This window comes from Rickettsia rickettsii, from assembly GCF_001951015.1.
GTDB lineage: Bacteria > Pseudomonadota > Alphaproteobacteria > Rickettsiales > Rickettsiaceae > Rickettsia > Rickettsia rickettsii.
This window is the reverse complement of record NZ_CP018914.1, coordinates 636,669-653,567: the sequence shown is the minus strand read 5'-3', so window position 1 is coordinate 653,567 and position 16,899 is coordinate 636,669. Positions and strand designations below refer to the sequence as shown.

The following is a 16,899-nucleotide window of genomic DNA, read 5'->3' as shown; positions in this document are numbered from 1 at the left end:
GATTTTTAAATTAAAAGCTCGATTTATTTCGTTTTTTTCTGGATTCCCGCCTCTGCGGGAATGACATAACATATCCTTTTTTCACAGTTTGAGTTATACTGTCAAAGATAGTATATAGAGATTTTAGTAATATCAAGACAAAACTAATATTATTGAGAAAATTTAATAGAATTTTTATATTCTTTATTGAGTGCTTTAGTTGCCCAAAGCCAGGTTAAGCAAGTAATTATAAATATAATCATTAAACAGATGGAAATAGATTGATAACTAGCGGAAGGTAATATTATAAATACCAATGATTGTAAAAATGCACTACCAGATTTACCGAGTTTTGTACCTATCACGTCGGCAGCAGCTTTGCCTTTTATTTTTATTTCCGGATCTAAAGGAACATAGGCCATTTCTTTTGTTGAATCAAATAAGGTATATTTGCTTGATTTACTAAGCACATTTTGAATAGCACCTATTGTTATAGCAATTAAAGCAGGATCGGTTAGAATAAAATTTACTATTATTAAGCCGGCAAATCTTTCAAAATTATTAACGGCAAAAAATAATATACCGGTAATAAAAACTATTAAAGGGGTGATAACAGCCGCCGTAAACCAGCCAAGTCTTCTAACTATATTTGAACCAAGTACGACAAATAAAATAGTAAATACTCCGGTATAGCTCAAATAACTTCCTATAAAAGCTGCATATTCGGTTGGAGTTTTATAAATTTTAGTAGCTGCTGCTTTCCAAGGACCTTCTACTAAATTAATGGCAATGCCATAGCAGATAAGCAAAGTTGCAATTAATCTAATATGTCTTGACGATAGAAGCATCTGAAAACTTTCGGCAATAGTCATAGATTTTTTCTTTGCTTTAAATCTGAGTAACGCCATATGCTCTTTGTCTAGTACTTTATGATTAAGCAACCAAAAAGTTTTAATAGCTATTATTCCTAAAATTAATACTATAGTTAGTATAATTTGTATAGAAAGTGTATGAAAAGACGATTGCAATGCAAATTTATTAGTTACGTAATCATTAATATTACTTAGATTTTCTAAAAACTGCCCTGCTAAATAAATACCTGTTTGACTAAGTAAACCGAATAACGGATAAAATCTTTTAGATTCTTCTACTGTAGTAATATTATTAACAAACTGCCAAAAAAGTAATGCGAAAACTACGTTTGGCCATAATTCGGCTATTATATAAAATAACGAAAAACTCCATTTTGATAAAAGCAATATAAACCATTTTAAATTAGGTAAACTTGCCGTTAAATTTTGAACGGTTGCAGGACTGAAATGCAGCATTTCATGATTTGGAAAAATAACGTAAGCAAAAAGAGCAAAGAATGTTAAAAATATTGATATAATAAGATAAAATATATTTTCTGCTTTCATCTTATTAACAAGCTTTACATATATAGCAGTTATTAAAAAAGCTGACGGCATCACTCCCCAAAACTTCAAAAACGAGATAATCTCGGCACCGATCATAGTAGTAACAATACTATCTTTTAAAGCTCTGATTAGATTTTGGATAAATAAAATACAGAACATTAATAAAGTGATGAATAAAAATTTAGAAACTTCATGGCGTTTTATAGGCCAGATATAATCGGTAAGTTTAGAAAAATAGCTATTGATTTTAGAGGAAGAATTTTCTATATTACTGGGGTTAATCGTCATTATTTGGTCTAACCTATCTTGCTATTGGCTAGAGTTATATATTAAAGATTGTCTAAATTTAAGTCAAGTTAAAATCACATTAAAATGAGTAATTATTGGTTAAATATTTATAAACCAAGAGGTATAAGTTCTGCTCAACTTGTTAGCATAGTAAAAAAAATACTCGGTAAAACCAAGATAGGACATGCCGGTACTTTAGACGTAGAAGCGGAAGGAATATTACCGTTTGCCGTAGGTGAAGCTACAAAACTGATACGTCTGCTCATTGATGCTAGAAAAACCTATATTTTTACCGTAAAATTCGGAATGCAAACCAATAGCGGCGATTGTGCTGGTAAAGTAATAGCAACGAAAGATTGTGTCCCTTCTCAAGAAGAAGCTTATGCCGTATGTTCTAAATTTATCGGTAGCGTAACACAAATACCGCCGGCTTTTTCAGCTCTTAAAGTTAACGGTGTAAGAGCTTATAAATTGGCTAGAGAGGAAAAAAAAGTAGAATTAAAGCCACGAAATATAACTATTTATGATCTAAAATGTTTAAATTTTGATGAGAAAAATGCTACCGCTACATACTATACGGAATGCTCAAAAGGTACTTATATAAGGACTTTAGCAGAAGATTTGGCATTGTCCTTGCAAAGTTTAGGATTTGTGATAGAATTACGCCGTACTCAGGTTGGAATATTTAAAGAAGAAAATGCTATCCGAATTAAATCGCCTGACGAAATTACCAAAAATGCCCTAGAGGCAAAAAGTATAAAGATAGAAGCAATACTGGACGACATCCTGGTTCTTGATGCAACTGACAGCCAAGCACAGCAAATTAAATATGGACAGAAATGTTTATTTAATTATGAAAAAGACTTTAGACATCTTGCCAAATTTGCTTATAGAGAGGAATTTAAAGGAAACACGGAACGCAGCACCACAGCGTACACTTTAGTACGTGAGGATGCGAGTACCGGATTGACGTACAAATTACCTCTAGAAGTAGAGTTTGGTAAGATGTCTATTGATCTTTTGTGGGTTCGCTATAAAGGCACTTTGCTTGCAATAGGTAGCTTAAACAAAAGTTGCTTTAATTCTTTACGAGTATTTAATTTAACACAAGACTTCTTTTAAAACTGGAAGTCTATATATTTAAGGAGAAATGATCGATGTCGATTACTACAGAACGTAAACAACAATTAATTAAAGAATATGCTATAACGGAAAATGATACCGGTTCAAGTGCAGTGCAATGTGCTATCTTAACTGAAAGAATCAATAATTTAACCGAGCATTTTAAATCTAACCATAAAGATCATACTTCAAGACGCGGATTATTAATTTTAGTCGGGCGCCGCCGCAGATTACTTAACTATATTAAAAAGAATAATGTTAGCAAGTATTTAGATTTAATAAGTAAGCTAGGAATTAGAAAGATTAAGTAGTTGGATAATCGTCATTGCGAGCAGCCGTAGGATGCGTGGCAATCTCGTCAAATATCCTGAGATTGCTTCGTCGAATTACTTCGTAAGTTTCCTCGCAATGACGTGGTAGAATACAATAAAATATAAATTATGAGATGAGATAAATAGATGTTTAACGAAATAACTAAGAGTGTTACATGGAACGGGCAAGTTCTTGAGCTTAGTACAGGTAAAATAGCAAGGCAAGCTGACGGGGCAGTTACGGTAAAAATGGGTAATTCCGTTTTATTATGTACGGCAGTAGTAGCTAACAAAGCAAAAGAGGGCATAGGTTTTCTTCCTTTAACAATTAATTATAGAGAAATGGCATATGCTGCCGGTAAGATACCAGGGGGATTTTTTAAACATGAGGGAAAACCATCAGATAGAGAAGTTTTAGTATCTCGTTTAATAGATAGACCGATTAGACCATTATTTCATCCGGCTTTTGTGAATGAAACGCATGTCACTTGCAGTGTTCTTTCATATGATCCTGAAACTCCGGTAGATATACTTGCAATTATCGGTGCATCGGCTGCACTTAGCCTATCCCCTGCTCCTTATCTAGAAATAGTTGCGGCAAGTAAAGTAGGTTTAATCAATGGTGAATTTGTTTTAAATCCGACACTTGCATTATTAAAAACAAGTCAGCTTGATTTAGTAGTTGCAGGAACATCAGATTCAGTAATGATGGTTGAATCAGAAGCTCATTTACTTTCTGAAGAACAAATGTTAGAAGCTGTAAAATTTGGATTTGAAAGCTTTCAGCCGGTAATAAAGATAATTAAAGAACTAGCAGAAGAAGCTAAAAAACCAAAACTTGAAATGCAAGCTTTATATCCTGCTTCATTAAAGAAAGAAATTGAGAAGTTATTTGTAAAAGAAATTGAACAAGCTTTTGCAATGAAATCTAAACAAGAACGTAGCACTAATTTAGATTTAATAACTGAAAAAGTTTTTACACATTTTGTAAGCGACATAGAAAATAAAAAATATAGTCATTATCAAATCGAATCAGCTTTAAAAGCTATTGAATCAGGTATATTACGTAACGAGATTTTAGAAAAAAATAGACGTATCGATGGAAGAAGTACCACGGATATAAGACAAATTGCTTGTGAAATAGGTTTACTACCTTCCGCACATGGTTCAGCTTTATTTACTAGAGGTGAAACGCAAAGCTTAGTTAGTACTACATTCGGTACTAGTTTAGATGAGCAGATAGTTGACAGTTTAGAGGGTGAGTATAAAGAGCGTTTTATGCTCAATTATATCTTTCCGCCCTACTCTGTAAATGAAGCAATGCCAATGAAAGCACCTAGTCGTCGTGAAGTCGGACACGGTAAACTCGCATGGCGTGCTATTAATCCAATATTACCTAATAAAGTACAATTTCCTTATTCTATTAGAGTAGTTGCCGAAACTACGGAATCTAACGGTTCTTCTTCAATGGCAACTGTTTGCGGTAGTTCTCTTGCTTTAATGTATGCCGGCGTACCGATAAAAGCACCGGTTGCGGGTATTGCTATGGGACTTGTTAAGGAAGGTAAAAATTTTGCCGTATTATCGGATATTCTCGGCGATGAAGATTATTTCGGTGATATGGACTTTAAGGTTGCAGGAACTGGCGAAGGGATTACTGCATTACAAATGGATATCAAAATATCCGGAGTAGATTTTAAAATAATGAAAGTAGCTTTAGAGCAAGCACGACTCGGTCGTTTACATATACTGGAGCAAATGAATAAAGTTATCAGTAAACCAAATAACGAACTAAGTAAAAATGCTCCTTCTACTACTACTATAAAAATAGATAAGGATAAAATTAGAGATATTATAGGACCGGGAGGTAAAGTAATAAAGGAAATTTGTGAAACTAGCGGTGCTAAAATAGATATAAGCGATGACGGTACGGTGTCTGTTTATGCTTCAGATAGAGATAAGCTAAAAGTTGCCTTAGATAAAATTAAAGCTATTGTCGTTGAACCTGAAATCGGTGAAATATTTAACGGTACGGTAGTGAAAGTCTTAGATTCCGGTGCTTTTATTAATTATGTAGGTAATAAAGACGGCTTTGTTCATATTAGTGAAGTATCAGGAGAAAGAATAGAAACGGTTAGCAGTGTTTTAAAACAAGGCGATATAGTAAAAGTTAAGCTAATAGGCTTTGATAATAAAGGCAAAGCAAAATTAACTATTAAAAATGCCGATAAAGATAAATTTTCAAATAATACAAAGCCAAAAACTAGTGTTAATAATACTAAGGACAATTCAGAACCTGAGCAGCGACATGATTCTAGTAAAAAACGCGCTTGGAATGAAGATAATAATGCTGAAATTGCTGAAGTAATTACAGAACGTAAGTATTTTAATTGATATGAAGCTTAATCGTCATTGCGAGGAAATTACGAAGTAATTGACGAAGCAATCTCAGGAGTTTGTTATTATTTCATGAGATTGCCGTGCAGCCTACGGCTGCTCGCAATGACGGTTCGGGTATCCACAAAAATAGCTCATAATACTAATAATTTGTTGGATACCGTGGACAAGCCACGGTATGACAATGAGTAAATAAATGACCAACACAAATAATTACCGAATCATCGCAAAGAGGGTTATTTCTAGTGAAGCAAGTGCTTTAGAAAAATTATCCGAAAATATCCCTGAAGACTTTAACAGAATTATAGAATTTTTACTATCTTTCAAAGGACGGATAATCCTAACCGGCATAGGCAAAAGCGGTTATATTGCAAGAAAAATCGCTGCTAGCTTTTCTTCAACCGGTATGCCTGCTTTTTATTTACATCCGGCAGAAGCAAGTCACGGCGATTTAGGTATGGTGACGAGAAATGATATAGTAATTATGTTATCTAATTCCGGCGAAACTAAAGAACTATTTAATATAATTGAATATTGCAAGAACTCTTCCATAAAAATTGCTGCAATGACAATGAATAAAAATTCTACTTTAGCTAAAAGAAGCGATTTTTTATTAATAGTACCTGAATACCAGGAAGCTTCTGTAATTGGAGTTCCTACTATATCATCTTTAATCATGCTATCACTCGGTGATGCTTTAATGACTGTTATACATGAAAAACGAGGCTTTACTAAAGATGATTTTAAAATTTATCATCCGGGAGGTACAATCGGCGCTAATTTAACAAAAATTAAAAACCTAATGCGTAGCGGTGATGAAATACCTTTAGTATATGAAGATACTTCCTTTGCCAAAACTATAATTATTATGAATAAAAAACGTTTAGGTTGTACGCTTGTAACAGATAAAAACCAAAATTTGGTGGGAATTATAACCGATGGGGATTTACGTCGTCATATTAACGATCAAATCCACTTAAAAACAGCATCAAGCATTATGACCAAAAACCCTATTCATATCTCATCGGAAATATTTGCAAAAGAGGCTTTAAATTTAATGAAAGCCAAGAATATCACTAATATACCGATTGTTGATGATAATATTATTATAGGCATTATTCATATTCATGATTTACTACGCATAGGGGTTAGCTAAAATCTATGCCCTCTTCTTATAAACGGCGAAAAAAAATTTGGAAATCTGTATATCTTTTAATAACAGTTGGAATTTTATATATAGGGTATATATTAATTAAAAGCGGTTATATTAATGAAAAAAACGATATTAACGTTACAAAAAAAAGTTTAAAAGACAATAAAAAGTTTGATTTAAAGTATAATATTATATTGAAAGATTCAATTTTTGAAGGAGTAAGTAAAAATTTAAATGCGTATAAGATTAAAACTGAACGAGCTATAAAAGAGTCGAATAACAAATATAAATTAGATATAATAAATGCTATTTATAACGTAAATCAAGACCAAACTCTTATTATCAATGCGAAAGAAGGCTTTTTAGATGAAGAATCAAGCATATTAGATTTAAAAAACGATGTAAAACTTTTTTTTGATGAGATCATATTTAACACTAACGATGCAAGGATTGATTTAGTAAATAAGAATATAACCGGTCATTCCCCTGCTACGTTACTTTACAAAAACTCTTCAATTACTTCGGATAGTTTTAATACAAAAGATGAAAATAATATTATAATTTTTAAAGGCAATGTCTCTACAATCATCGATTTATCGGATTAGACATCTTGCCAAACCAGCTTATAGAGAGGAATTTAAAGGAGACATGGAATGTAGCACCGCAGCGTACAAAGAAGTACTTGAGGATACGAGTACCGATTTGATGTCTAAAAATTACCTCTAGAAGCGAAGTTTGGAAAGATGTCTATTATTAAACTTGTTTTACTTCTTATAATTAGTAATATAATATATGCTAATGATAAAAATATTTCAAATTTACATATCACATCTGATAGTTTAATTATTGATAGAACCAAACAAAAAGCAGCATATCTTGGAAATGTTATTGTTTACTTCGATAATGTGATACTTAGAACGAAAGAATTATATATTTTTTATAAAACAATAGATGAAAAGCAAACTATTGATCATATAGTTGTCCCTACTAAATTGACTGTAGAAAGAAAAATAAATAATGAATTATTACTTGCAGACAGTGCTAAATATTTTTGCGATAATAAACAACTGATTCTACTTGGTAATGTAATATTACAGCGTGACGATAATGTTTTAAAAACTAATAAACTAATCTACTATGTAGATATTATTAAAAAATAGAGCTATTTACCGTTGGTACGTCATGGCAAGCGATTGCAAGAAGTGTGACAATCCAGAAAATAATTAAAAAAATGCTAAAGATTAATATTTTTAACTGGATTTCTTCGTCAATTACTTACGTAATTTTCTCGCAATGACGTTGAAAATTAATCCACGCAACAAAATCTTAACAAATAAAAAAGATGGACAGCTTACACGTTAAAAATATATCAAAATCCTACAAAAAAAGGAATATATTAACTGATATATCTCTGAATATAAAACAAGGAGAGATAGTTGGTTTATTCGGTCCGAATGGAGCCGGTAAAACAACTTGCTTTAACATTATTATCGGTTTAATGAAACTGGACTCAGGGCAATTACTTTTAAATGATATCAATATTACCAACTTGCCTATTTATTTACGAGCAAGGCTTGGGCTCGGCTATCTTCTTCAAGAACCTTCGATATTTCGGGAATTGTCGGTTGAAGATAATATTAAGGCTGTAGTTGAGATATCTAACAATGATAAAGAAGTAATTGAACAAAAAACCCATAATTTGTTAGAGCAGTTTTCGATAGTGCATTTAAAAGATTTATCCGCTGCTAGCTTATCAGGCGGTGAAAGGCGTAGGCTTGAGATTGCACGTGCACTTGCAATAGAGCCTAAATTTATCATGCTTGATGAACCGCTTGCCGGTATTGACCCGCTTGCTATTTCCGATATTAAAAATCTCATTACTTATTTACGTGAATTTAATATAGGTATATTAATTACCGACCATAATGTACGTGATACTCTAGATATAGTCGACCGTGCTTATGTTATTTTTGAAGGTAAAGTATTATTAGAAGGAAGTGCTAAGGAAATAGCAAATAGCAAGAAAGTTAAGGAAGTGTATTTAGGTGAGAGCTTTAGTTTCTAGACTGTGCAAATTCGTCATTGCAAGCGACTTGCAGGTGTTGTTGCATGGATTGTTTTATGTCATTCCCGCCTACGCGGGGATAACATCGAGTAGGTTTTCCGAGCCATGCAACAAGGCTCTTTTGTAGGAATGACATAAGAGCCATGTAATAATATTCAAAACAGTTTTCTATGCAAATTAACAAAGAAATTTTTAGGGCTTATGATATAAGAGGCAATAGCCTTAAAGATTTAACGGAAGAAGTAGCTTATAAAATCGGCTTTGGTTTTGCCGAGATGACTATAACGAAAGATAACGATAAAATCTGTGTCGGTTTAGACGGTCGGCTTAGCTCCCCTACCCTTTGTAAAGCTTTAGAACTAGGATTAACTAATGCAGGGGCTGAAATCATAAATATTGGCGTAGTTCCAACACCAGTTTTATATTTTGCCGATAAACACTTTACGCCCGCCGGTAGTATTATGGTCACGGGGTCACACAATCCTCGTGACGATAACGGCTTTAAAATACTACAAAACGGTAAACCTTTTTTCGGTGATCAGATACAGGAGTTATTGACTAAGATTTTGGATAACTACCCCAATACCACACCAGCATCCCCTTATGTCATTCCTGCGAAAGCAGGAATCCATAATATACAATCTAAATACCTAAAACGTATTTTAGATGGAATAAACATTAATCCAAAATTAAAAGTGGCTTGGGATTGCGGCAATGGAGCAACCGGCGATATTGTTGAAGAACTTAAAAAGCATCTCTCAAACAAGAATATAATCATACATAGTAAAATTGACGGGAATTTTCCAAGCCATCATCCTGATCCTACAAATCCTGCTAATTTGCAGGAGTTAATAAAAGTGGTTAAAGAACAAAATTGTGACCTTGGTATAGCTTTTGACGGTGACGGTGATAGAATCGGCATTATAAGCTCAAGCGGTAAAATATTATTAGGTGATCAAATTTTATGCATTTTTGCTGAGGATATTTTAAAGGAAAATCCAAACGCAACTATAATAGTTGATGTAAAAGTCAGCCAATTTATAGTCGCTAAAATAAAATCATATGGAGGACATCCTATAATATGGCGAACAGGTCATCCTTTTATTAAAAGCAAAATGCTTGAGACAAAGGCTTTACTCGCTGGCGAAATGAGCGGGCATATATTCTTTGCCGATAAATATTTTGGTTTTGACGATGCAATTTATGCAGCTCTTAGATTTTTAGATTTACTTAGTAGATCAAGTAAAACTCTAGATGAGATAATAGAGGATGTACCGAAAAGCTATAGTACACCGGAAATTAAAATTGTTGTTCCTTCAGAGTTAAAATTACAAATTATTAAAGAGATTAAAGAAAAATCATTAGAAGAGAAAATGGAGTTTAATGATATAGACGGTGTACGGGTAAATACTGCACATGGTTGGTGGCTCTTGCGTAGCTCTAATACCGAATCTATTATAGTTGCAAGGGCTGAATCAGATAGTAAGAATGGTTTAGAGGAAATAATCACTATAATTAATAAATATCTTGAAAAATACGGGTTATTAATTAATTATTAACACATTATTGCTTTCTAAAATATTATTTTATATATTTTTCTTACATTAAATTAATATAAAGAAAAATAATATGTTAAAAATCTCAAATATCAATCACTCATTTGTTGATACTAGATTAGTTACAATAACACCAATAGGTGTAAATACATTAAATATTAACGTTGAGGCACCATTAGTAATAAAACATAAAGACCTTGAGCCTACTGATAATCCTCTTAACAGTGACGTAGCCGCATCTCATGGTTTAAATAGTCTGACCATTGACTACAGTGATGCGGGCTTATTTAGTGCTCCAACTATTAGTTATGACAACAAACTTGGTACAATAACATTTAGTGGACCAGCAGATAGTAATGCTAATACTGACACTTTAGGAAATACTAATGAAACCGTTTAAGGGTATGAGGTCATTCCTGCTAGGCGTTGTTACATGGATAGGTTTTTCTGTCATTGCGAGGCGTTACGTTAGCAACGACGCGGCAATCTCATAAGATAATATAAAAAAACTCCTGAGCTTGCCACGCCATCATAAATGCTGGCTTGCAATGACGATACAAGTTTGTATTTATTAGTTAAACAAGTGACAAAGAAAGAAATATACTCAAATGATTTGGAGAATGGGAATGTAAAACGAGGAGCGAGTACGCACAGCCTATATTTAATAGGTGATCCGAAGTTTTGCAGAAACAATTCTTCAAAGCAGAAGAGTATAATTATATTATGCGGGCCGACTGCTAGCGGGAAGTCTTATTTAGGTCATGAACTGGCTAAAGCTTATAACGGCGAAATCATTAATATCGACTCAATGCAGGTTTATAAGGAAATTCCTATTATTACCGCCTCCCCTCCGAAAAGCTACAAAACTGAAATCTTGTATCACTTATATAACTTCTTATCAATGACAGAAGATTTCTCGGTAATAAAATATCTAAAACTTGCGACAGAAAAAATAAAAGAAATAACCGACAGGGGTAAGCTACCTATATTAATAGGTGGAACGGGTTTATATATTAATTCTTTAGTGTTTGGCTATAATAATATTCCTGATATATCAGAAGATTTACAAGCACAGGTAAGAAATTTACATGTTAAAATAGGCAATATAGAATTATGGGGTAAATTAGAGAAGTTTGACCCGCTTGCTGCTTCTAAAATAAACCAAAATGATACTCAGCGTTTAATTAGAGCTTATGAAGTATTCATGCAAACTGGTAAATCTATTTTTTCTTTTCAAACTTTGCCAAAAGAACAAATCTTATCTGATTTTAATTGCAAAATTATTTTCTTAAATCCTGAGCGAAAGTTTTTATATAAAACATGTGATGAGCGTTTAGATAAGATATTTAAAGAAGGGGCAATTGACGAAATAGCTTTAATAAAAAAGCAATTTGCTCCTAAAGATTATACGAATTTGAAAGCTGTAGGGATAAAAGAAATTTTAGCTTATTTAAACGGCAATCTCACTTTAGATGAGGCTTTAAATGCAGCTCAAATACGAACCCGTCAGTATGCTAAAAGACAAGTTACTTGGTTTAAAAATCAGATACAAGATAAAATCACATTGGAATATGCTAACCAAGAAGAATTTACTCAAACTTTAAAAAACTCTTTTAAAACTATATAGCTTATCTACGTATTGCTTCTTTCTTTTTATTATTGGAAATAGGAGTAATGGAAAGTGTATTTGTCTTAGGTCCTACAATATTAATCTTACTATTTAAATTTGAGACGATACTTTGTGCTTCTTTTAATACATCAGCCGGAACTTTATTTTCTAATTCTGGTTTCTTATCAGATTTTTGATAATAACCAACTCCTGCTTGAACAACATTTAGTATTTGTTTAATAATATTCAGTGCTTGTCCTTCTTTCCAAACTAAACTACCTATACTAGTAGCAACATTAATATATTTTTTATTTTCAATATTTTCTAAGATTGGAATCAGCTTATCCGGTTGATTGAGCATAGGTGTTAGTATACTATATAATTCTTTCTTATCGAGCTTATTTATACCGGATACATCTTTTAAAGTTTTATCTAAAATACCTGTAAATATTTCCTTATTATCGTTTAAATATTTTTTGATCTCGGGATTATCTTTAGTTAACATTACCAATTCTTTAGCTATTCCCGTATAATCACCTTTAACAAATCCATCAAAAACCTTTTTTAATTATTCAGGATTATCAAGTAATATAGGCATTACATTCGTAAGTTTTGTAGTATCTTTTGTTTCTAGTCAATAATTTTCAAGCTGCTGTTTATAGTGTGGCTATTTTTTTCATCTTGCTCTAAAATGCCTTTAATTAATCGAATAAACCCTCTTTACTTTGCTCTACTAATATATCTTTTAATTTAAATGCAGGATCTATTAAGGGCGGAGATTATATTACCGGTTAAACTCATATAATCGCCTTTATTTAAGTCTGCAATAATCTCATGAGCAACTTCCGGTTTTGACATAACTTCACCTACTATACTAAGCATTTGTTTATCGAAATTATATTCTTGCGTTATGCTTTGTATATTCGGAGTATTTTCAATAATAGCTGCGGCAATATCTGTTAAGACTGTTTTATTATCAGCAAAAAAACTTTTTAATTTATCGTCACCCGCTACCATTTCTAAAGATCTCCACAAGCCACCATTACTCCTTGATTTGCATTCAGAGTATCAAAAATCTCTGTTGTTTCAGGCATTTTATTTAATAAATCTCTACATCAACTTTATAGCTTTCAAAATATTCTTTTAAGAAAGGTTTAGCTTGTTCTTTAGTTTCTATTAAGAAACCTTCTATAATTATTTATTTTTCAGGAGATAATTTATTAAACCTTTTTAGAGCATTAGGATTGTTTATATTTTCAGCCAGCTCTTTTTTAAATTCAGGATGTTCATTCAATATTTTTATAACTTTTGCATATGTGTCATTTACTTTGAGGTTTTTGTAATATATCATCAAAAGCTTTTATATAGTCGCTTGGAAGTATTTCAGTTATGTAATTCGCAATATCGTTACCTTTTTCATTAAAAAATTTTCAGCAATTTTTATCCGTGGATAACATTCCTAATGTTTTAGAAGTTACTTTATTCATAGTCCGGTACTTCTTGCTTTATCTCAAGTGCAATTTCTTGAAGGCTTTTAAGTACAGCATCATTTTAAAAACATTCTTTTAGTATTTCGAGTCTCTTTTCATCTAAAGCACTCTTATCTTGAAATTCTCTAAAACCTGCTTTTGCTAAGATTTGTCCTATTTTTGGTAAATCATCGGAATGCTTTTTTAGAAAATCCTATATTTCGGATTTGTCAAGAGCAGATTTTTGAAACTTTGAATCAAGATATATATCAGAGGAGCTTGCAAGTTTAACAAGATTATAACTATTTACGGGATTAGTGAAGGCAAACTTCGCACCTTTTAATAATACTCCTATACTAACTGGTAATATTTTTTCTTTGGAGATGCAAGGTCATAAATAAAGCTTGTCAATGCCTTTCTGCATCAGTAGAAGATAATGTCCTTTTAACAGTTTTATTAAAATTCTTTAATGTAATATCTTTAATGGAATTTGTAACTGCCGTAAAAATAATGAAATATATTTAATTACATAAACATTAAATTATCTTAAAATTGATTTAAAGAAATAAATTAAGCACTACTTAAATATTTTAATTTATATTACATAATATGGTAATTAAATCAATTTGATCTAAGATTTATGGAGTTATCTGTGTATTTGTTTACTTTTTGTAGGTAATGATGCGTAAGTATTTGATTTATCCTGATTATCTACTACATGCACTTTACTATCTAAATTTGAAACTATATTTTTTGCTGCTTTTAAAACATTTAATTTATTAATATTTTCGAACTCATTTTTAAAGTTATCTTTTAACTGTTCATTGAAGATTTCTTTTGGTAAATAAATTCCACCGGTAATAGTGCCTACCCCAGTATATTTAGATTTAGAATATAAAGTAGAGGCAATATTACTTGCTAACTTTTCTAGATTTTTTGGCTCTAAAAAATTATTTATATTATCAGGATTTTCTTTAGAATATTCAGAAACGATAGGTTTTAGCATCTGATTTATCATGTAAAAATCTTCACCTCTATTATCACCTTTATCAAAAAGTTTTTGTGATATTTTCTCGCTTAAAATATTTGCCAATAAATTACTCTTAATATTTTGTTTATTTGCAATATTTTCATATAAAGGGTTCAATACTTGTAATGGAGAATTTACATGATTTGTAATATGTTTATATTGATTTGTTCTAGGAGTAGCTAGGTTAGTAACCATATTCATAGGTAGTGAATTTAGTTTTTCTATAATATAGTCTTTAATCGTTTGATTTTCTTCATATAATCTTTTTACTTGTTGAGCAAATTTTTTTTTACTAAGTACATTTCTTTTTCCTTCAGCTTGTATTTGTAAAAATAATTTATCAATTGCCTTATCAATTAATTTTGCTTGTTGTTCTTTAATTAGTTTAGGTACTAAAGGAGGGATAGCCTTATCAAGATTGTAAGTATCAGTAAGTAGCATTAAATTATCAGGTAATTTAGCCTCTGCTAAATTAATATTTTTAAAATTACAATCTTTTAAAGAAGTGACTTTAGTTAAATCTGCATTTTTTAATGATACGCCTGAGAAGTCGATATTAGATAAATCACCTACTAATATAGCTCCCTCTAAGCTGAATTTTCCATTTTGTATTTTATGTAAATTATTTCTAAGAGTAATTGCATCTATAGTTTTATCTTTAAAATCTTGTGATGGACTAAATACGTCTTTTAGTTTTTCAGTAGCATAGCTCAAACCTGCTTTTATAATATTCGGCAATTGCCCTTCCAAATAATTTGTTTTTTGAACTAGATTATATATAGCACTAGCAGCCTCACTATAATTACTTTTTTCAACCTCTTCTATAACTTTAACTAATTCATTAGGATGGTTTAACATTGATGGAAGTACATTATATAATTCTTTCTTATCAAGGTTATTTATACCTGGTATTTCTACTAAAGTTTTATCTAAAATACTTGCAAATATTTCTCTATTATTGTTTAAATATTTTTTAATTTCAGGATTGTCTTTAGTTAAAGCTATTAACTCTTTTGCCATTCCCGTATAATCACCTTGAATAAAATCTCGAAAAATCTTTTTTAATGATTCAGATTGATCAAGTAATATAGGCATTATGCTCGTTAGCTTTGTAACATCACTCGCTTCCAGACTATAATTTATAAGTTGTTGTTTTATAGTTTGGCTGTTTTTTGCATCTTGTTCTAAAACTCCTGTAATTAAATTATCAAATAGACCTCCTTTACTTTGCTCTACTAATATATCTTTTAATTTAAATGAAGGATCATTAAGGGCGGCGATTATATTACCGGTTAAACTCATATAATCGCCTTTATTTAAGTCTGCAATAATCTCATGAGCAACTTCCGGTTTTGACATAACTTCGCCTACAATACTAAGCATTTGTTTATCAAAATTATATTCTTTTGTTATGTTTTGTACGCTAGGAGTATTTTCAATAATACCTAAAGCAATATTTGGTAAGATTGTTTTATTATTAGCAAAAAAACTTTTTAATTTATCATCACCAGCGACCATTTCTAAGGATTTCTCAAGAGATATCATTACACCTTGATTTGGAGCATTAAGAGTATCACAAATCTCTTTTATCTCAGGCATTTTATTTAATAAAGTAGGAATAATATCTAAAATTTTAAGATCAATTTTGTAGGTTTCAAAATGTTCTTTTAAGAAAGGTTTAGCTTGTTCTTTTGCTTCTTCTAAGAAATTTTCAATAATTATTTGTTTTTCAGGAGATAACTTATTAAATCTTTTTAGAGTATTAGGATTGTTTATATTTTTAGCCAGTTCTTGCTTAAAATCAGGATGTTCATTAAATATTTTTAATAAATTTTTCTTTTCGGGTTTTTGTAATATATAATCAAAAGTTTTTATATAATCGCTTGGAAGTATTTCAGTTGCTCCTGTACGTATGTATTTCGTAATATCTTCACTCTTTTCGTTAAAGAATTTTTGGAAGTTTTTATCGGTAACCAGCATATCTAAAGTTCTAGAAGTCACTTTATTCCAGTCCGGTAGCTCTTGCTTTACTTCAACTGCAATTTCTTGAAGTTTTTTAAGTACTTGTTCATTTTTAAAACATTCTTTTAGTATTTCGAGTCCCTTTTCATCTAAAGCACTCTTATCTTGAAATTCTCTAAAGCCTGCATTTGCTAAGATTTGACCTATTTTAGGCAAATCATCCGAATGTTTTTTTAAAAATTCCCATATTGGAGATTTTTTAAGAAGTGATTTTTGAAATTCCGGATCAAGATATATCTTAGAAGAGTTAGCAAGCTTAACAAGATTATAAGTATTTACAGGATTAGTTAAAATAAATTTTGCTCCGAGTAATATCGTTCTTAAGCTTATACTCTTTGAAGATGATAAGTCCTGAATTGCACTCTTTAGTACTTTATTAGCTTTAGAAGAAGATAAAACTTTTTCTACAACTTTTTGATAGTTTTTATTATTTATAACAGCCATAAAATCACTTGCAATGTTTAAATATTCTAAATCTAT

Annotated in this window: 12 protein-coding genes and 2 pseudogenes; 11 read left to right on the top strand and 3 right to left on the bottom strand. The window is 31.1% G+C overall.

Going from position 1 to position 16,899, the window contains the following annotated elements; genetic code table 11:
• Positions 1–149: 149 nt before the first annotated feature.
• Entirely contained in the window at positions 150–1,685 is a 1,536-nt protein-coding gene (tlc4, locus tag BTU51_RS03835) for an NTP/NDP exchange transporter Tlc4 (RefSeq protein ID WP_012150855.1), read from the bottom strand.
• Positions 1,686–1,769: 84 nt separating this feature from the next.
• On the opposite strand from tlc4, the gene truB reads away from it, so the two are divergent.
• The 11 genes and pseudogenes from truB to miaA all read left to right on the top strand — a co-directional run bounded on the left by truB (position 1,770) and on the right by miaA (position 11,916).
• Positions 1,770–2,807: a tRNA pseudouridine(55) synthase TruB gene (gene truB, locus BTU51_RS03830; RefSeq protein WP_012150854.1), complete on the top strand. Its 1,038-nt coding sequence runs from the start codon at positions 1,770–1,772 to the stop codon at positions 2,805–2,807.
• 35 nt (positions 2,808–2,842) lie between these two features.
• Positions 2,843–3,118 (top strand): 30S ribosomal protein S15, encoded by a 276-nt coding sequence (gene rpsO / locus BTU51_RS03825; protein WP_004995678.1) that lies wholly within the window; start codon positions 2,843–2,845, stop codon positions 3,116–3,118.
• Positions 3,119–3,265: 147 nt separating this feature from the next.
• The gene (gene pnp, locus BTU51_RS03820) at positions 3,266–5,512 is read left to right on the top strand and encodes a polyribonucleotide nucleotidyltransferase (protein WP_012150853.1); all 2,247 of its coding nucleotides are present in this window, start codon (positions 3,266–3,268) and stop codon (positions 5,510–5,512) included.
• 199 nt (positions 5,513–5,711) lie between these two features.
• Positions 5,712–6,671, top strand: coding sequence for a KpsF/GutQ family sugar-phosphate isomerase (locus BTU51_RS03815; RefSeq protein ID WP_012150851.1), 960 nt, complete (start codon positions 5,712–5,714; stop codon positions 6,669–6,671).
• A gap of 5 nt (positions 6,672–6,676) precedes the next feature.
• The gene (lptC, locus tag BTU51_RS03810) at positions 6,677–7,273 is read left to right on the top strand and encodes an LPS export ABC transporter periplasmic protein LptC (protein ID WP_012150850.1); all 597 of its coding nucleotides are present in this window, start codon (positions 6,677–6,679) and stop codon (positions 7,271–7,273) included.
• Positions 7,269–7,420 (top strand): annotated as a pseudogene (locus tag BTU51_RS09240) (palindromic element RPE1 domain-containing protein); the annotation flags it as partial. The gene lptC and the pseudogene BTU51_RS09240, both read left to right, overlap by 5 nt.
• Positions 7,412–7,828 carry an LptA/OstA family protein gene (locus tag BTU51_RS03805; RefSeq protein WP_012150849.1) on the top strand — a complete coding sequence of 139 codons (417 nt, stop codon included), beginning with the start codon at positions 7,412–7,414 and terminating at the stop codon, positions 7,826–7,828. The pseudogene BTU51_RS09240 and the gene BTU51_RS03805, both read left to right, overlap by 9 nt.
• A gap of 182 nt (positions 7,829–8,010) precedes the next feature.
• Positions 8,011–8,733, top strand: a complete 723-nt coding sequence (gene lptB / locus BTU51_RS03800) for an LPS export ABC transporter ATP-binding protein (protein WP_012150848.1) — start codon at positions 8,011–8,013, stop codon at positions 8,731–8,733.
• Positions 8,734–8,903: 170 nt separating this feature from the next.
• Positions 8,904–10,292, top strand: a complete 1,389-nt coding sequence (locus BTU51_RS03795; protein ID WP_012150846.1) for a phosphomannomutase/phosphoglucomutase — start codon at positions 8,904–8,906, stop codon at positions 10,290–10,292.
• A 70-nt stretch (positions 10,293–10,362) separates the two neighbouring features.
• Positions 10,363–10,689, top strand: a complete 327-nt coding sequence (locus BTU51_RS03790) for a hypothetical protein (RefSeq protein ID WP_012150845.1) — start codon at positions 10,363–10,365, stop codon at positions 10,687–10,689.
• Positions 10,690–10,824: 135 nt separating this feature from the next.
• On the top strand, positions 10,825–11,916 hold the full coding sequence (gene miaA, locus BTU51_RS03785) for a tRNA (adenosine(37)-N6)-dimethylallyltransferase MiaA (protein WP_012150844.1): 1,092 nt from the start codon (positions 10,825–10,827) through the stop codon (positions 11,914–11,916).
• A 217-nt stretch (positions 11,917–12,133) separates the two neighbouring features.
• On the opposite strand, the pseudogene BTU51_RS09235 reads toward miaA, so the two are convergent.
• Positions 12,134–13,852: pseudogene (locus BTU51_RS09235) on the bottom strand (pentapeptide repeat-containing protein); the annotation flags it as partial.
• A 161-nt stretch (positions 13,853–14,013) separates the two neighbouring features.
• Entirely contained in the window at positions 14,014–16,863 is a 2,850-nt protein-coding gene (locus BTU51_RS03765; protein WP_012262399.1) for a pentapeptide repeat-containing protein, read from the bottom strand.
• Between the last annotated feature and the right edge of the window lie 36 nt (positions 16,864–16,899).